At 56.9% G+C, this 17,624-nt stretch carries 12 protein-coding genes, 2 tRNA genes and 3 pseudogenes; 9 read left to right on the plus strand and 8 right to left on the minus strand.

Annotated features, from left to right (window positions below):
- Positions 1–29 precede the first annotated feature (29 nt).
- Positions 30–106, minus strand: a tRNA-Pro gene (locus tag IHE30_RS04785).
- Positions 107–472: 366 nt separating this feature from the next.
- Here IHE30_RS04785 and IHE30_RS04790 point away from each other — a divergent pair.
- On the plus strand, positions 473–1,291 hold the full coding sequence (locus IHE30_RS04790; RefSeq protein WP_337689280.1) for a GNAT family N-acetyltransferase: 819 nt from the start codon (positions 473–475) through the stop codon (positions 1,289–1,291).
- Positions 1,292–1,457: 166 nt separating this feature from the next.
- Here IHE30_RS04790 and IHE30_RS04795 read toward each other — a convergent pair.
- Both IHE30_RS04795 and IHE30_RS04800 read right to left on the minus strand, forming a co-directional pair.
- Positions 1,458–1,877 (minus strand): annotated as a pseudogene (locus IHE30_RS04795) (type II toxin-antitoxin system VapC family toxin).
- Positions 1,864–2,097 (minus strand): FitA-like ribbon-helix-helix domain-containing protein, encoded by a 234-nt coding sequence (locus IHE30_RS04800; RefSeq protein ID WP_337689281.1) that lies wholly within the window; start codon positions 2,095–2,097, stop codon positions 1,864–1,866. The pseudogene IHE30_RS04795 and the gene IHE30_RS04800 overlap by 14 nt, the downstream one beginning before the upstream one ends.
- Before the next feature lie 614 nt (positions 2,098–2,711).
- On the opposite strand from IHE30_RS04800, the gene IHE30_RS04805 reads away from it, so the two are divergent.
- On the plus strand, positions 2,712–4,286 hold the full coding sequence (locus IHE30_RS04805) for a carbohydrate-binding protein (protein ID WP_337689282.1): 1,575 nt from the start codon (positions 2,712–2,714) through the stop codon (positions 4,284–4,286).
- A gap of 310 nt (positions 4,287–4,596) precedes the next feature.
- Here the strand turns inward: IHE30_RS04805 and IHE30_RS04810 are convergent, their stop codons facing one another.
- Together IHE30_RS04810 and IHE30_RS04815 are read right to left on the minus strand one after the other, a co-directional pair.
- On the minus strand, positions 4,597–5,307 hold the full coding sequence (locus IHE30_RS04810; protein WP_337689283.1) for a peptidoglycan DD-metalloendopeptidase family protein: 711 nt from the start codon (positions 5,305–5,307) through the stop codon (positions 4,597–4,599).
- Between the two features lie 111 nt (positions 5,308–5,418).
- Positions 5,419–6,327: an aldose epimerase family protein gene (locus tag IHE30_RS04815; protein WP_337689284.1), complete on the minus strand. Its 909-nt coding sequence runs from the start codon at positions 6,325–6,327 to the stop codon at positions 5,419–5,421.
- A gap of 834 nt (positions 6,328–7,161) precedes the next feature.
- Between IHE30_RS04815 and IHE30_RS04820 the strand changes: the two genes are divergently transcribed.
- The 3 genes and pseudogenes from IHE30_RS04820 to IHE30_RS04830 all read left to right on the plus strand — a co-directional run.
- Complete coding sequence (locus IHE30_RS04820; RefSeq protein ID WP_337689285.1) at positions 7,162–7,995, plus strand: undecaprenyl-diphosphate phosphatase; 834 nt, start codon at positions 7,162–7,164, stop codon at positions 7,993–7,995.
- 178 nt (positions 7,996–8,173) lie between these two features.
- Positions 8,174–8,250: transfer RNA gene (locus IHE30_RS04825), tRNA-Arg, on the plus strand.
- Positions 8,251–8,255: 5 nt separating this feature from the next.
- Positions 8,256–8,807: pseudogene (locus tag IHE30_RS04830) on the plus strand (IS3 family transposase); the annotation flags it as partial.
- A 169-nt stretch (positions 8,808–8,976) separates the two neighbouring features.
- Here IHE30_RS04830 and IHE30_RS04835 read toward each other — a convergent pair.
- A pseudogene (locus IHE30_RS04835) lies at positions 8,977–9,220 on the minus strand (MFS transporter); the annotation flags it as partial.
- A 126-nt stretch (positions 9,221–9,346) separates the two neighbouring features.
- Between IHE30_RS04835 and IHE30_RS04840 the strand changes: the two are divergent.
- The 3 genes from IHE30_RS04840 (at position 9,347) to IHE30_RS04855 (ending at position 13,398) form a co-directional block, all read left to right on the plus strand.
- Positions 9,347–10,465 (plus strand): hypothetical protein, encoded by a 1,119-nt coding sequence (locus IHE30_RS04840; protein WP_337689286.1) that lies wholly within the window; start codon positions 9,347–9,349, stop codon positions 10,463–10,465.
- Positions 10,466–11,399: 934 nt separating this feature from the next.
- Complete coding sequence (gene mdtD, locus IHE30_RS04850; RefSeq protein WP_337689403.1) at positions 11,400–12,830, plus strand: multidrug transporter subunit MdtD; 1,431 nt, start codon at positions 11,400–11,402, stop codon at positions 12,828–12,830.
- A gap of 118 nt (positions 12,831–12,948) precedes the next feature.
- Positions 12,949–13,398 (plus strand): hypothetical protein, encoded by a 450-nt coding sequence (locus IHE30_RS04855; protein WP_337689287.1) that lies wholly within the window; start codon positions 12,949–12,951, stop codon positions 13,396–13,398.
- Here the strand turns inward: IHE30_RS04855 and IHE30_RS04860 are convergent.
- Positions 13,372–15,756 carry a hypothetical protein gene (locus IHE30_RS04860; RefSeq protein ID WP_337689288.1) on the minus strand — a complete coding sequence of 795 codons (2,385 nt, stop codon included), beginning with the start codon at positions 15,754–15,756 and terminating at the stop codon, positions 13,372–13,374. The two genes, IHE30_RS04855 and IHE30_RS04860, sit on opposite strands and share 27 nt — an antisense overlap.
- Before the next feature lie 651 nt (positions 15,757–16,407).
- Between IHE30_RS04860 and IHE30_RS15085 the strand changes: the two genes are divergently transcribed.
- The gene (locus IHE30_RS15085; protein ID WP_443193599.1) at positions 16,408–16,860 is read left to right on the plus strand and encodes a hypothetical protein; all 453 of its coding nucleotides are present in this window, start codon (positions 16,408–16,410) and stop codon (positions 16,858–16,860) included.
- On the opposite strand, the gene IHE30_RS04870 is transcribed toward IHE30_RS15085, so the two are convergent.
- Positions 16,851–17,432: a hypothetical protein gene (locus IHE30_RS04870; RefSeq protein ID WP_337689289.1), complete on the minus strand. Its 582-nt coding sequence runs from the start codon at positions 17,430–17,432 to the stop codon at positions 16,851–16,853. The two genes, IHE30_RS15085 and IHE30_RS04870, sit on opposite strands and share 10 nt — an antisense overlap.
- Positions 17,433–17,624 lie beyond the last annotated feature (192 nt).

Here is a 17,624-nt window from a genome sequence, read left to right on the forward strand (position 1 = left end):
CGACAAAGTCGCAGACTTTATAAAAATATTGGTCGGAGCGATAGGATTCGAACCTACGACCCTCTGATCCCAAATCAGATGCGCTACCAGGCTGCGCTACGCTCCGCCGAATTTCTAATTATAGTTGAACGATTGGTGCGACGTCAATATCTTTGGTGCACTGTATCGATGTATCGTGTACTGCGCCTGCACCCGCAGTGGGCGCATCAGTGCGCCGGACATGAACATAAAATCAACCTGCTGTCCGGTGAGAAAGCGAACTGGAGCACCAAAAAGGCGGGAGCTGGTGGATAGCTAACCGCCGCTGCGACGAACAAGCGCAGGTTGTGCGGCGCGTCGTCATGAATCTGGACCTTGTGTGATTCGTGTCGATTGCGTATGTTGTCACCGAATCATTCTGTTTGCCGTCCACACGTCACCACTGGTTTCTACATTGCACGCAACCTTTCTGTAATTTTGACAGGACACGCCAATGCGAGAGTTGCCGAATCCTACCTTGCCGCTTGCGTCCATTCCCCTCGATTCACGCAGGCGTCTTCCTCGGCCGCAAGAAACGGTTGCAGGACAACATCATCTCGGCATAACCTGGGCACGGACGGAAGAAGCGCTTCGCGAGGCACAAGGGCTGCGTTACCGCGTCTTCGCAGAAGAAATGGGCGCGCAGCTCAAAGGCCCCAAGGGCCAGGACGTCGACGAATTCGACGCGTACTGCGACCATCTGCTGGTGCGCGACCTGGACTCGCTGCAGGTTGTTGGAACCTATCGTGTACTCCCTCCGTACCAGGCGGCACGCATCGGCAAGCTCTATGCAGAAAGTGAATTCGACATCTCGCGCCTCATGCACCTGCGCGCCAAGATGGTTGAAGTCGGGCGCTCGTGCGTGCACTCGGATTATCGTAGCGGTTCGGTGATCATGTCGCTATGGGCGGGACTGGCTGAATATATGCTGCAAAACGGCTATGAGACGATGCTTGGCTGTGCGAGCGTCCCGATGGCGGACGGCGGACATTACGCGGCCAACTTATTTGCGTCGTTGCGCAAAGCATCAATGACCGCGCCGGAATACCAAGCCTTCCCCCATACCCCACTGCCGACGGACGAACTTGCCACCGGCTGTGCGGTATCCCCGCCGCCGTTGATCAAGGGCTATTTACGCCTAGGCGCGAGGATTTGTGGCGCACCCGCATGGGATCCGAATTTCAACGTCGCGGATTTCCTCACGCTGTTCCGCTTCGCCGATATCAACACGCGCTACGCGCGCCGCTTCGTGGGCGAGCTTAAATTGAGTTGATCCGAGGGATGGGCATGATCGCGGTGGCAAGCTATCAGCCTATTGGCTAGGGGGTGGCCCGATGCGCGATTTTGGCCGAGTGCATTCGCGATAGCGACGCCTTTGGAATCCACGTCGTTGACGCGACGTACTACGTTGCCTCGGGTGGGCCCGATCAAGCTTAACCCTATCCTTTGAATGGGTTTAGCACGCAAGTGCCTGTACTCTCGAAATCTTCGACGCTTCGCGTTACTGCCGTCAGGTTGTGAATTAACGCCGTTGCTGCGATCAACTTATCTAGGGCGTGAATTGGGTGAGGTACGCGCAGCCGCCTCCATAATTGTCCAATCTCTTCGTTCCACGGACAGGATGTTTTGGCCAAACTCGCAAAGCACTCCGTCCAGCCAGTTTTCAAGTCGCGTCGCCTGCGGCTTGTCGCCTCGGTGGCGGATCAACTCCACACCCCGACGCAACTCCGCAAGCGTGACCACTGAACGATATAGATTGCTATCTTCTTGTACTGCTTGGCGGAAAAGGCCACCACCGCCTTGTCTGCCCGATCTCGCTTCCGAGCCTCGCTGATGACATTGGTGTCAACCAAATACACGCGCCGCCTCGTCGTCATCCACACGCGCGAAATCGGCGCCCCTACCCACGTTTGGCATGCCCATTAACACTTCCGCGAAGGTCTTGCGCTGCGGCTTCCACAGGGCCTTTGCCAAGATCTCGCGATGCGCCGCTTCGGCACTACGGCCGTGCGCAGCAGCCCGTTCGCGCAAGCGTTGAACGAGTGCTTCGTCCACGTTTCGCACCAGAAGATTTGCCATGCCTCACCTCCAAGCGCTAAGCACCTATCAACGATAGCACTCATGCGGGAAACGTGAACATTGTTATCCTATTTTTGCTCTTATCAAATACCCCTACAGGAAGGTATCAGTGTATGATGGTTTTGGTATTGGGCTAGCTGCCCAACGACTGAACAAGGGGCGATTTAAGTCTTGCCCATGTGACAACCGGACGAACAACGGCTGATGCCACTTACGTTGCAGCGCAAGCGGCCAAAAGCAGCCAATTCTGACGCGTAGATTGGAGGCACAATCGGGTGATCTAGCGGTGACGCCTCAAGCTGTTTGGCGTGCGCGTCGGAGGTCGCTTGGCAGAAAAGCGGCTCCCGCTGTATAGCGAATCGACCGACGGGAACTGGACGTCAACCGGAAAGGACTGAGGCGAAAATGCTCTAATGAAAGTTTGTTATTTAAACAGACTGATGCGGCGCTGGCATGCAGGCATTTATAGTGATATGTGCAAGCATGGTTGAAAATATAAGGCTCGCAGCGTTGATTGAAGTGCGGAAATGGTTGATTAATTTCGATGCGGCATAAATTTAAGCAAGGTTCAAAATCTTTTCGGTCAATAAGCTATTTAGAATAGGAGTTCTGCCATGAGCGCTGATTCAAAATTGCGGTATAATCGGAGAAATATTTTTGGCTGCCTGCGCATAAAAAACCGTTTTCTTAATAAAGGCGTCATGTTTTTCATAAAACTTATATCGCTTGCAGTAGCATTGTTTGGGTCTCCTAGTGCAACCATGGCATTGACCGCAGGGAATTATGAGCCGCTCAAAAACCAAGCCATTGGCAGCACATCCTGTCTAACATTTGATAAAAATAAAAGTAGCATCACTTTTGCATCCTGCAATGGCGGCGCAGAGCAAAACTGGAAATTCGCCGCCGCTGGCGGAAGCTATTTATTTGTTCACAACGAGTCTGCCGCCAACCAATGCCTGCGTACACTCAGTGACGGCAGAACCGTTAAGCTGGGCGCATGTAGCGGGGACGGCTACACTTCCATGCGTCAATGGACGATTAAGAATAATGATGATGGAAGCATGTTGTTGAAAAATAAATACAGTAAAGACTTGGGTCGCAATGAAAAACTTATTGCTAATGTGGCCACTAGCACTATCAGTATGTCAGTAGCAGGAACCGAGAAAAAGGCTCGATGGGACTACAAGGGTGAAATACCATCGCCTAAGCGACCACTTTTGGGTAACAAAAAAGTGCTTTTGATGGCCACTCATTACAATGGCACCACGCCAGCTGATCCCGAGCTTATCCGTAAAGCCGTGTTCGGTGATGGAGACGACTATGCTTCGTTAAAGCATTATTTGAAGCTGGCTTCGCGTGGCAGACTAACCCTGGACGGCACCTTCCTAAGGAACGTCAACATCGGAGACCGGCCTACTTCATGCAACTCAAGTACGATCCTGGAAAATGCACGTAAAGCGGCACGTGCGCAAGGTGTCGAGCCTAACGACTATGATTTTTTCTTTGTTGATATTTCTCGATCCTCTGACTGCAAATGGGAAGGGCTGGCACAAACGCCAGGTAACTGGATATTATCCAACGGCGTAGGATATAAATATTGGATGTGGTCGCACGAATTTGGACATAACATGGGGCTGAAGCATTCGGATACTTTGCGCAGCTGCCTGGTTAAAGATGGTGTAGTCCAACTCGATCAGGACTGTATTCTAGGAGGCGGTGATGATAAGACGGATACCATGGGAGGTGGTGGCGGGAAATTGTATCCTGTCAATTACCAGCTTTTTGCCGCCTGGCTGGATGATACGGACGTCCCTACTATTCGGGATCCTGGCACCTATAAGCTCATGCCGCTTTGGCAGTCTGGCGGCGCCCAAGGTTATCGCATTTCGCGGTCTGACGGCTCGGTACTGGTCCTTGAATATCGGCAGCCTCGGCAAGGATTCGAAAACTGGCCGGTAGACGATCCTTTCGTTAATGGGATAACCGTTCGCGTCGCAAAGTATTTAGGCAACAATCTGACTAATTCATTAGTCGACGCTACGCCCGACAGCGCACAGATGATGAAGGACGCCCCGTTGATGCCAGGTCATTCTTTATATGACGCACTTTCCGGTAAGCTCATCACTGTTGAGTCAACCGATAGTAGTGGCGCAGTCGTAAAAATCGAGAATCATGTAACACGCAATTGATGCGAGCATCTTACGAATTTTGACGCGTTGTGCTTAGCTGATTTGATGGTTCAGGTTAGCTAAGCCAACTCCCAGTCGTTCAATATAATTGGATATTACATTTTTACGAATGCTTAGGTCCAGTTCATGGTATTGAGGCTACCCTTTTAGAGCGGCCCTGATTTGGGGGTAGCCTCATATTGATCGTCTTTGCGATGCGGGTTGATCCAAAGACTGGGCACCTGCGCTGAGTCCAACGTTGGCTGCTTAACGCTGCACGCCGCGCGTTCCTGCCGGTCGGCGCAGTCCGACGCGAGGCCTGCGCTTGCCGCTATTGCGGTGGCAAATAGCGGGCCGGGTCGATCGACTTACCGTTATATCGCAACTCGAAGTGCAGCGCGACCCGGTTGCTGTCACTGTCACCCATTTCGGCGATGGTCTGTCCTTGCGTGACCTTCTGTCCTTCCTTGACCAGCAGGGCGTGGTTGTGTGCATAGGCGGTCAAAAAATTGGCGTTGTGCTTAATGATCAGCAAGTTGCCGTAACCGCGCAAACCGTGGCCGGCATAGACGACGGTCCCAGTTGCGGCGGCGACCACGGGTGTGCCGAGCGCATTCGCGATATCGACGCCTTTGGAGTCCACGCCGTTGAAGCGACGTACCACGTTGCCTCGGGCGGGCCAAATCAAGCTAATCGTTGTGGCGGGCGCCAATGAAGGCCTGACCTTGGCCGTGGTGTTTGGCGCGACCGCCGCGCCACGCGACGGCGTCGTTCCGGCTGGCGGCGCCGGACGAGTGGGTGGCGCGACGCGCAGGATCCGGCCGACTTCGATCATGTCCGGATTGGACAGATTATTCCACCGCGCGATCGCAGCGACGCTTTGGCCGTTTCGTTGGGCAATCCGCGAAAGCGTGTCGCCCCGCGCGACGCGATAGAAGCCAGAACCGACCGGGACGGAGCCGCACGCGGACAGCAACAACGCAATACCGCAGCATACCGTCACGCACTGCACCGAACCGAGGGCGCGCACGCGTTTAAACATCGTGCTGCACCCCTGGGCAAAACCACTTTTTATTCTCTGCATCGAACCTCGCGACGCCCGCAAGACGCTGGCCGGGCCATGCGGGCGGGGCATAAAACGATTCATTCTACGTCATTCGTCAAGCGCTACGCGGATTCGCAGCACCGCGCTCTCGCTTGCCCCAGGCGCCAGCCAGCGCAACCCAAGTCCATTGTGAATGGCATCTGGCAAACCGAGCCAGGGTTCGATGCAATAGAAATCGGAATCAGGTTTCTCGGTCCACGTCGTGACGGCATACCATGGGATCGAGCCGGGGCGCTCGAGTGCTAGCGTGATCGTGCGGCCCAGTGACGGTGTGTGCAGCGTGACCCGCGCCCCGCCTGACAACGGGTCTAGTGCATGAAAACGGTCGACGATACGCGCGTCGTCGAGACGGTACTCGCGTGCCGCGGCAGCCGCTTCGGCGATCGTACCGTCGTCGCGCTGGTACAGCAGCTGCGCCGGCGGTAACGAGAGCCGGGATTCGCTGCGCAGCCCGTGAGGCAGCGAGAAATAAAAGTGGTGACCCGCATAGTACGGCAGCGGCGTGTCGCCGGTGTTCGTCGTCGTGAGGGTCGCGTCAAGGGTGTGGCCGTCGATGAGTTGATAGATCGCATCGAACCGGAAACCGAATGGATAGCCGGTGCGAGTCGCGTCGCTGTCTGTCAGCGTCATGTCGATGCGGGCGTCAGCCACGTTGATCGTCGGCTCGAACGGCAGATCGCGGGCGAATCCGTGCATCGGCAACGCCCGCACCACGCCGGCGTGATCGCGCCATCGACCAATCGTGCCATCGACGCGATGCCGGCCAAGGAAGGGGAACAGCAGCGGATTGCCGCCGCGCACCCGGGCGGGCTCGTTCCAATTCGCGTTGTCCGGCCATCCAATGATATCGTGGTCACCCACGCGCCAGCACAATAGACGGCCTCCTGATTGCGGCGCGACCAGCAAGCTGGCGCACTCGCGCTCGAGTTCAATGACATCCTGGTTCTGGAAACGCATTTTGTGATTGAAACATAAAAAGTGGGGCGCCCTGCCTGCCGACGGGCGGGTTTTCTATGACATTGGCTCGCCGCCGGATGTCGGCTATGCGGGTTCTCTCGGGTTGTTCGGCGGCAAATCACTGTCAATCATGACTCAGACAATATCGTATCGGAGCGGAGACGATCATGGACTTGGCAATGGCGATGGGATGTGCGCTTTTGGGCATGTTTATCGGTGGCACGTTCCTCTTTTTCTATAAGCTGGTCAAATAACTGTTCTGCCGCCTTTGTGCCGCCACTACCGCGGTTCGTGCTGCGGCAAGTTGGGCTCGGCCGGCAGGGTCAAAGCCGGCTGGGGCCTTTTCCGCGCGGCTTCTGCGCGCGCGCCAATACGCGAGCAGCCATGCTCAGTAGCAAGCATCACATCGGGCCACGACAGCACAGGCGTGTTGTGCCAGGTCGTATTGGCGACCGACAAGGTTGTAATGGCATATCGAAGTTCAAGTCCAGCTCCAAGCGCAATGAATGCCCAGCCGCGCTACTAATCAGCGGCGGCCGGGGTGTGCGACCTGCCGAACAGACAAGCCTATGTCGTCATGCCAAAAAGGAGCCCGCGCGCCGGCCCGCGTGCCAGGTGGCTCCGGCTGCAGCGCCTTGCGTCGACGTCAAATCCATTGCGCGGCACCGTGGCCGTATGCGTGCGTGGCAGCGCTCGCCGTTCCCGGTGCGCGTTCGAACGGGCTGTCGGACACTTGTCATCGGCAGCCCGCAAACTTGGCTGGATGTCCTCAGGCGAGCCCGTTCGTTGCGCGATCCGCGCTGATGCTGTCATTTACATGGAGGACTTTCTCTCGTGAGCCTTGTGTTTCTGATTTTTCTGAGTGTCTTGCAAGGTGTGACCGAGTTGTTCCCGGTCAGCAGCCTCGGGCATACGCTGCTCGTGCCGGCACTGTTCGACATGCACATCGACAAGCATGCGCCGCAACTGTTGCCCTTTTTGGTCGCGCTGCATTTGGGCACCGCTTTTGCGCTGCTGTGGTATTTCCGCAGGCGGTGGATCGCGATCATCCAAGGCTTGTTCGGCTCGCTGGGCGGCCGCCGTACCGAGGACGGACATTTGGCCTGGGCGCTGTTGATCGGCACAATTCCGGCAGGCGTCGTCGGCGTTCTGCTGGAAAAGCGGATCGAACATGTCTTTCACGACTTGCGTATCGTGGCATTGGCGCTGGTGATCAACGGTATGTTGCTGTGGATCGGCGACCGGCTGCAGCGCGCACGTGCGGCGCGTGCACCCGAGGAGCTAACGTTCAGGCAGGCCGCGCTGGTTGGCATCGCGCAGATCGGTGCGCTGATTCCGGGTTTCTCGCGCAGCGGCTTGACAATGATCGCCGGCGTGGGTGCTGGCATGTCCGCGGAAAAGTCGGCGGAGTTCGCGTTTCTGCTTGGTACGCCGATTATTTTTGGGGCGGGCCTGCTCGAGGTGCCTAAACTGTTTCACGCGCCGGCGCAACTGGCGGACGCGGTGCTCGGCGGCGTGCTGACCGGCATCGCCGCGTATCTGAGCGTGCGTTTTTTGATGCGTTATTTTGAAGGCCGCGGGCGGTTGGCTTCATTTGGCCTCTATTGCGTGATCGCCGGCTTGGCGTGTCTTGCCTGGTTCTTCTTCAATCCCCAGTCGGTGGCGTAAGCGTTACGCTGTTGCATATTGCGAGCCGGCAATCGGAGCCGGCTCCGTTGTTCAGCTATAATTGAACACCTGTTTGCCTATCGCTCAGTTGGGTGAGCGCCTCGGTCTTCTAAGCCGACGCTCGAGCCCCGATGAAGCAGCGAACGGGTGATGCGCAGTACAATCATGAACCCCTTGACCGCCCTTAGCTCAGTTGGATAGAGCAACGGCCTTCTAAGCCGTAGGCCGCAGGTTCGAATCCTGCAGGGCGGGCCAATGAAATCAAATCCCGCGCGAAACGCGATGAGCTTTTGCAACTGGGATCAGGCGTGTCTGGCAAGCCAACATGCAGGTCTACGGTGTGCCGAAGGTCTGGAAACAGATGAACCGCGAAGGCATTGCAGTGGCACGCTGCACGGGTCGCACGGTTAATGAAGTTGCCGAGTTTGCGTGGCGCAGTGCGCGCTAAGCGAGTTCACCCAACGATCCCCGATGCGATCGCGCCGCGCCCGCTGGACCGTGTGAGCCGGCACTTCAAGGCCGACCGAGTGGATCAGCTCTGGGTGTCGGATTTTGCGTAGGTCTCGACATGGTAAGGCTGGCTATACGTGGCATTTGTAATCGACGTGTTCGCCCGCCGTATTCTTGGCTGGCGCGTCAGCTCCTCGATGGCCACGGACTGTGTTCTGGATGCACTTGAACAGGCGCGGTACGCTCGCCAACCGGGCAAGGACGGAACCGTGATTCACCATTCCGACACAGGGTCCTAATACATCAGCATTCACTACAGCGAACGGCTGGCTGAGGCTGAGGCGAGTTCCAGCGCAGGAGCGATTCATCAACTTTAGTGTGAGGCGGTGTCCGGAAGTACGCGGGCAAGTCCACCGCTTCGAGCGCCGGGTTGACATAGTGCATCAGTGCTTTGAACACCAGGAAGTACGTCAGTGTAGCGATCAGGCACCTGGTATGATGATCAGCTTGCTGCCGATCCGGTCAGATAACGAGTAGTACGATTGATGCAATGAACGACGTACGCCAATCCGAGTTGGCGAGCGCTTCTCCGTCGATCGTGGTGCGTACGCCGAAGATGACCGGCAGCGATAAGAATAGCCCAGGTGTCGCAGTGGTCTGGATCCACACGGTCCATGCGCCGCGCTTGTTAGCTGGGGCGTGCTCTGCAACGTAGGTGGCCGCACCCGCTGTACTCGCCGCACAACGCTAGGCCTTGCGCACCGCGCAATGCAATCGTTGTTGCCGAAGTTGCCATTACAATCGGCGCCAGTAGGCTAACATTTGCACGGCGAAGTATCCTGCTTAAAAGGCACCGCCCATTTTGCTGGGGCGGAGTATCGTTATTTTAATTTCCTGACTAATGAAGTTTATAAAGATACCCATCTCGCGCACAGCGCTGGCATGCACGCTCGTGTTATCCGCATGCGGCGGCGATGATGCCGTTATACGCGATTCTTCCACCAAAACATATGAGCAGATCGACCATGAGCCTGGGCATGCCCGTCTGCTCATGCGCGGCTCCCACCGTACGGCGCTGAAATTACCACAGCGGCTGGGCGGTGAGAAGCTGACCGATGGGGACGAGCGCCACCTGAGACAAGATCCAATAGACGTGGTAAAAGACCACGCTTATTGGAAAGCCATTTATGGCACGACCTTTTATGGGCTGAGAGCGCTTTGGATAAGTGGGGTGCTGTCAGACATGCAAGGTGCTTTTGATGAGCCGCCGCAACGCGCAAGCGCATCTTCACCGCCGCCGTCGGATGGCGTCTCCAAATGGGAGGTTTGCCCGCACGGCGGCTCGATGCACCTGACTCGTAGGGAAGCGGCCGGAGCGGAACGCGCGGTGACGATACATGCGGTCTACGCGCAGTGCCGAGTAAGCGATGCCACATTGGATACCGAAGTCGAGTTGACCGGCGAAGCATCGATCGCCGTGAAGGAGAAGGCTCCGCTACAGAGCGCGGTCGTCACCATGGGAGGAAGCGATGGTGCACTGTGCGTCAGTGACATGCATACCTCGATGGCCATCCACGGGGGCGTCTCAATCAGGCAGACTAACAGCTTAAACAGCGTTCCCTCGGTTCGCTTTCTTAATACGCAACCCGGCTTTGTCGTTTCGCAGACGTCGTCAGGTGGCGATAAAAGCATAATCAGTTTGCAAGACGTCAACGTGACGCGTCGAGCACTAAGCAGCGACGGGACGGAACAGCTATGGCTGAAGGGCGCGTTGACGCTGCAACGCGACGCGTCGGTAGCGGTTGGCCTCATGCCGGAAAAACTGGACATCCATGTAGATACGCTAGACCGCCTCCTGATATCGGCACGTGGGATCGATTCCGGCTCATTGATTGCGATAACAAAACAGGATAATAAAGCAACTTTGGCCGATTTGACCGGCTCAAGTGATCTCGTCATCCATACGGACACGCCCATTCATACCTCGCTTCGCGAGCTATCAGACCTGTTTCGCGATTAAGCAAAAACGCACCGGCGTGACGTGGATAGGCAATTGCGTGCGGCTGGTATGATGGCGCGGTGGGGTGGCTGTAGCCTGTATGCTATCGCTCCCCCACCGCACATTATCCGGCAGGCCGTCGGTGAAGCAGTAGGGTAGGCTACTGTTCGTGAGCCGGCTTGCTGGGAACAACCTCAGAAAGGTCGTCCTTGCGCACTTCAGCCTTGTGCACAGTTGTGCCCTGATCGTCGGTTTCGGATACGTCGGTGGTGAATGTATCGGAGTCGTTCGTGCCCGATGTCTGTTGCTGTTCAGGCGCTGGATCATCGCGGTGAGTGCGGCATCCCCGTTGGGCTGTAATGTGATCGTGTTGCTTCCGTTGCCACCGTCGAGTCTGGTGGTGCTGTCGGATTCGCCGCCCGCCTCAAGTCACTGCCCTCATTCCATGGCCCGCGCACCGACGCGTCGTCCTGCGACATCTTGAAATAACTACGCGCATACTCGGGTGTGCGTGCAACTTTACCCGGCGGGAAGTTCGACGTGATCGTATACAGAGTTTTTCAAAAGACTTTTGGTGCGACACTTTGCGGATCACTAGAAGGCTTAGCGCCTCGTGCACGCCAGGGTCGTCAGTCACGCTGATCGATCAATCGTAAATGATCTTGGCACGTGCTTCTGCCGCGATGTTGGATAGAAGGTCGACGTCCTCGGCGAGCGTTCCTTTTGCGTGCCCTGGGTTCGGCGCGCGCTGGCCGCTCGCTCGCGCTCGATGTCCATCAGTGCCCGCTTCTGCTAGCGCGGCAAGAATGGGTCAAGACGCTTAAACGCCATGTTGCACGCACCCATTGTCCTAAAGATGTAAAATTGAAATTTTTTCATTGTTTGATGACCAGTTAGGCTGCGCTGTTTGCCTGCTTCTTCCCGTTACTCTTTTCTACTACTAGACAAAAAAGAAATGCAAAAACAAGGGGCTTTATCCAGGCTACTATGGGTTGTCGGCATGGGTTTCTTTATGCAAGCCCTTGACGCCACGATCCTAAATACCGCGTTGCCAACGATGGCTAGCAATTTCAATAAAAATCCACTGCAAATGCAAGCAATTGTGCTTGCCTACTCATTGACGGTGGTGATGCTGATCCCAGCCTTTGGCTGGCTAGCAGATCGCTTTGGAACGCGGTCCGTATTTCTGGTAGCTATTGCATTATTTACAATGGGTTCCATCGGTTGCGCAACATCGCGATCGTTGAACGAGCTGGTGATTGCGCGGGTGGTGCAAGGGTTGGGCGGCGGCGTATTATTGCCGGCTGGGCGGCTAGCCATTATGCGAACATTTCCCTCCAGCCAGTATGTACAAGCGTTGGGCTTCGTGGCGATACCTGGGCTTGTTGGGGCGGTGTTGGGACCCACGCTTGGGGGCTGGATCGTATCGGTTGCTTCCTGGCGCTGGATCTTTGTGATGAATGTACCGATTGGTATAGCGATCTTAATGGCAAGCCGGATTGTTATGAATAATATAAAATTGCCGGTGCAACGTTTCGATTTAAAAGGTTATCTGCTGTTTGCAACATGCGTGTTAGCAATTTCGTTGTCGCTCAACGGGTTAACTGATTATAGTCTATCCAACGCCATCGTATTAGCGCTACTAGGCATCAGCTTGGCGACATTCGCTGCCTATGGATTGCATGCCGCGCGCATGGACTATCCGCTTTTTCCACTGAGTTTATTTAATGTACGGACATACCGTGTGGGTCTAGCGGGGAATTTGGTCGCGCGCATTGGGGGCGATGCGATGCCTTATTTGATTCCGTTGCTACTACAAATCGGCCTCGGTTATTCGCCGTATGAAGCAGGGATGATGATGCTACCCGTGGCAGCGGCGGCCATGGGAGCAAAACGATTCATTGCCCCTCTCGTGACTCGCTACGGCTATCGCCGCATCTTGGCGAGCAACAGCCTGTTAGTGGGTGCACTCATAGCCAGCTTTTCTTTGATTTCAACCGCGCAACCCGCTGGCTTGCGAATGATTCAACTGCTTGCCTTTGGCGCATTGTATTCCATACAAACTACTGCAATGAACGCGCTAACGTTAAAGGACCTTACTGGGCCCGGTGCGAGCAGTGGTAATGCGCTGTTTTCGACTGCCCAAATGCTGGCCATGAGCTTAAGTGTGACCGTCGCAAGTGTTTTGTTGATTTTTTTCCAATCGCTGTTCACGAGTGATATGAGCGCGGACTCGCTGCCTATCTTTCGCGCCACTTTTATTTGCATCGGGTTGATTACCGCGGGCTCGGTTTGGGTATTTGGACAACTTGCCCCTGACGCAACTGGCAAAGATTGCCAATGTAGAACAACAGGTCAGCAGAGTGAAGAAAATCTAACGATGTGATGCATCGACGCTGATACCTCGAGGTATGTTTGCGGGCGTGACTTGCACTACCGGCTCACTAGGTGTTGTCGCGGCGTGTCCGTGGTCTGGCTCGCCTCTGCATGACGACGATGACCTGATGCCGTTTAGCGCTGGTGTACCAGCGCTAAACGCATTCTTGATCGTGCCATCTGAGTTGGCCACGTCCCTTCGCGATCCTCACGTACGGGTCGTTGACCTGCGGGACGATTTTGGAAGGCTAGTACCCTCGTACCTCGTCGGACGCGGCAGTGATATGTGGCGCAAGCGACTGTTGCCGCTATCGAGGGCGGACGAGCGCTGCGTTTTCCGTCCGGCCGTGCTCGGCGCGCTCGCAGACGCGGGCATTCCATGGCGCACGATGTTCGAGACCGGCAACATCGAGGCGGCCGCCGCGACCGTGCGCGCGGGCCTTTGCGGTTACAACATGCTTGTCCCGACGGTACAGCCCGCCCACGCAGCAATTCGCGTGTTGCGTGCGCGAAACGATGTCGAGCGATGCTGCCGCCAAACGCGCACCGTTTCAGAAAACCGTGTGACGCTGCCTTAAGTTTGGGAATGCGCGTCGTGGCTGGCGCGCAGCCGCATCCGACGCGTTTGAATCTCGCGTCTCAGCCGCTTCGCCAGCGTGCCATGCACCACACAGGTCGATCTGCCGCGTCGCCTGCATCAGCGTTTCATTTAGCTTGCCGCGCAGATCACGGTAGCGCTTCGGCGCGCTTTTCATCAGATAGTTCGCTAGCTTGTCGTGGCTTGATGCCAAGTCGGCGCGGCGCGCGTGCGGGTCGACGAGTTCACCCTGTTGCACTGAGATGAACTGATCGATTGCAACGGCTAGTTGCCGCTCGTGTGCATTCGTCAACGGCAGCTGGCGTTTGAGCTTCCGGCATTGCGCCCGTACGGCCAATGCGTCGCGATATAGGCGCTGATCATATTCCAGATCCTTGTCTAACCCCACCAGAATTTCTTTCAGTGCGAAGTTGCGCGGCATGTCGGCCGGATGGTTCTCGATGCGGACATCCTCGACGTGCGTGATAGTCGCATCGAGCGGGGCGAATATGGCTTTGAACTTGTGTTCGTGCGATGTGTTGTCGGCGTTTACAGTGCTGAGCCTGACGTCTTCGATGGCGTGCCCGTTCGAAGATGGGGCAGGCGTGCCGCTCAACTTGTTGACCACGTGCTGATAGGTCTGTATTTTGGCCTCCAGCTTCCTGCGCAGATAAGTGGCCTGGGTGTCCAGCATGTCTTCAAGCAACTCAATCTGGGCCGCTTGCGCTTCTCGTGTCGGTTGGGCGAGCCATGTTTTTAAGCTGCTTCGGGTCAGGTACTCACGCGAGCCGTTCCAAGCTTGCTTGGCGGCGCGCGTCGCGCTGTGCGGGGAGTTCAGCTTGGCGCTGTGAGCCAGGAACGATGACGCTGCCTTCAGCCGTCCCAATGAGTCTTGCGCCGCGCGTCGGGCCGTGCTCGCGATAAATTGCTGGGTGGACGGCTTGGTTCCACGCGCGTCGGAATCACCAGTGTAGACATATTTGTCGTCGTAGCGTTTGCCGAGCTGGTCCGCGACCTGGCTCAAAAATGTTTGCCGTCGGTCTTCGCGCTGGTATAGCTGTTTGTAGAATGCTGATTGCAGCAGCAACCCGTCCAACGGCGTTGCAGTGCTGCTGCCCCAATTGAGCACGTCCATGGATTCCAGGAACGTACGATTTAATTCTGGGTCATCGTCGGTGTAGTAGGTTTGGTAGCGCCGTTGCTTGCGGTAATCGAAAAGCGCGTGCTGCGATGATGCGCTCATGATGAGTAGCCCGCTTATTATCACGGTCAGCAAGCTTGCGGCGACGGCGGGATGGGCTATCGCGGCGCCTGCCGTACCGGCTGCGATGGCACCCGCCACGCCGGCCTTGGCCACCGTGCTGGCGGCATAGATGGCGCTGCCGGCGAGGAAACTGTTGTTCCATCGCGCATAGCTTGTAAAAAACTGATCCCGCTGTTCCAACTTCAGTGATTGGAATCGCGCGTAGCGGTGTAGCCATTCGACGTCTTCAGGGTCTAGGTGGTGCCCGTTTTGACGCAATTGATCGATCAGGGCATCGATATGTGCGTCTTTCAAGCGTGTGTCGGTTGCGACCTTGGCGGCGCGGAACGCACTGAGCTGCTGGCGCGAACGATGAACCTTGTATGCGCCACTGGCGAGCGCCGTGGCGCCGACAAGTGGCTCCAGAGCCAACGTCGCGAGGCCTGCAACATGATCCAATGCCGCTGCGGCAGGACTGTCCGATGCGCACAGGGCAGCCTTGGCGGCAATGCCGACTGAGGCCTTGGCTAGCACGGTGCCACCGGAAGCGATCGAGCATGCTCCTAATGTGGCGCCGGCACGGTTTTGCTGCCGCGTAAACGTCATCACCTGGCGCTTGACTTCCATGACGGCGCGCAAGCATGTCACCATCGATTGCGCGTCGGTGAACCGTCCCACCGAAGCCGCTTGCGCGGGACGGTTATGATCCCGCGTTGTGCCCGCAAAGCCGGCGAGCCGCTCAAGACAGGTGACCTCTTGTTCGAGTTGCTTGATCGAGCGCTTTAGTTCCTTGTGGTGCTTGGCAGCATGCGCCATTTCCTGCATGCCTGACTTTATCTCCATGACCGCCAGTAAGGCCAACATGCCGTCGGCGCCGATTTTCTCGTTCCGGCTGAAAATTTCCTCGGAGATGCCTGCTCGCTTGAGGGTGTCCAGTGGATCAGCTTCAATTAATTCGGAAGACTGATCAAGGCCGTCGGAAGTGGTTTGCGTGCAACCTTTGAAGACCTGAATCGGGGTGGCCATCGCGGCATACACGCCGCGCATGGCGGTACCTAAGCCCACCCGCGTGATCGCGCGCGGCAGGCGCGCATCGCGTTGCGACGCGCTTGCCATGGATCTATCCGTCGAAACGGTCCGCCGCTCGGACGGGGACCGTGTGATGCGGGATATCAGATTCCTGCAATCTCGGGCAAGGTCATGTATCTCGGACAAACTCAGCGCAGATGGGGTGCTACCGGACGTGGGCAGAGTTTGCGCTGAAGGTCTGTCCCCTGCTGACACCGGCACTGAACGCACGTTTTCGTCGTGGGGCAGACCTTCCAATTGAGTTATCGCGCGGCTGCGTGCCTCAACCTGTTTTTTCCACGCGTGAGGCAGGCTTTCGATCCAGCCGTGGCGATGCGCATGGCTGGACGGCGCCGTTTGCAGCCGTGGTGGGGCACCAACTAGCTGTGTTAGGCGTTCGCTGAAATCCATTGTTAGGTCTACATCATGATTTCTCTGATGAAGTGATGGGCTTAACATCATAGCGGGGGCTCTCTGGTAGTGCTGACGTTGTCACTCTAGGGCGCTTTGCAGCACGTTGCCATGAACGTGCGCGAAGCCCCGTTGCCAGAGGCGTACACTGCGGGAAGTTCCCGAAATACAGTGTTGACGTGGCTGCAAGCAATATAGCCGCGGCGGCTTCGATCATTGGGGAAGGCGCATGTGTAAGCGTTTCTCAATGAACCTGACACATGCCCAACAGGTGGCAAGCAACTGCCGATGCGGTGGATAGACGACGTTACCCCCAGCGCGGTCAGCCATGGCATTGTCGGGCTCGATAAAGCGCTAGGCGTTGAACTGTTCACGCGTGAACCGCGGGCGCTGGTGTTAATGGTAGCCGGGACCGACTATTTGTCGTATAGCTTGGAAGCGGTCTTTCTAATCGCGCTTGGCACGCAAAGGCTAGCGCACAGCCGCGGCAGCCGTGCGATCGCGATCAGCGGCGCACCGACGCTCGCATCACGGTGGCTGCGGCTAGGGCTGCCTCGGTTGCGGCAGCTGCGTTGGGCTGCCATCGCGGTGGCGGGCTTTGTTGCGGCGATGTTGTACTTTCCGATCGACGATGCGGCCGCTGACGTTACCGCCTCGGGTGGTGGGCGCAGCACGTGCGTAGCGGCCGCGCCACGCCACGCCGCAGCAGTGTGGCGGACGTCGTATGGCGACTATTGGTAAAAAATGTCGCCGGTGGCTGCCTGATTGCTGACGCCAGAGGGGTCAAAGTTGGACGAACTAAAGTCGGTATGAAAAGGGTCTGCGGATTCGGTGGTGTTTGTCGATGCGTTCTTGCTGTTGTTGCTCTCCGGATCGGTGATCGTACCTGAGCCGCCACTGGTCACGGGATTGGTGATCGTGCCCGAGCCGCCGCTAGTGACCGGCGCTTTGCCATCGTGCTGAGAGCTATCCGCAGCCGAGTGCTCATGATGCGGTGAGCATGGACATTTGCAGTCGCCATCCGTTGACGGGGCCGGGGAGCGATGTCCGCACGTCGTGCCATCGTCATCGAACAAATCGTCGTCATCGCTATGCGAATTCTGCAGCATGGCCAGCAATTGTTCGATGAGTTTTTGCAATAAATCGGAATCATCCGATGAATGGCCGTTTGCTGGCCACGACGCGGAATCGCCTTGCTCCGCGCGCTGGTGATGCGCAGCGTCTGGGGCAGTGCCGTACCTGCCGCTCGAGCTACCCGGATCGAACGGCGAATAGGGCGAATCCGATTGAGTGATGGAAAGGGTAATTGTCATATTGTGTTCCTTGTTGGGCAGCGCGCCGCTATTCTGGAAACCGCTGCCAGTACGGCTGGCCAGGGTGCTTAGCGGCACGTTTGGGTTCCGTCGTCAGTCCACGTGGGATTGGGTTGGCACAGTTCTGACCCTGGCCGCTTGCAACGGCAACTGCGCCCCGTGGAATAGGTGCGCTGATTGCGCCGGGCAACC

Origin of the sequence: Mycetohabitans sp. B46, assembly GCF_037389205.1 — a bacterium.
Taxonomy (GTDB): Bacteria; Pseudomonadota; Gammaproteobacteria; order Burkholderiales; family Burkholderiaceae; genus Mycetohabitans.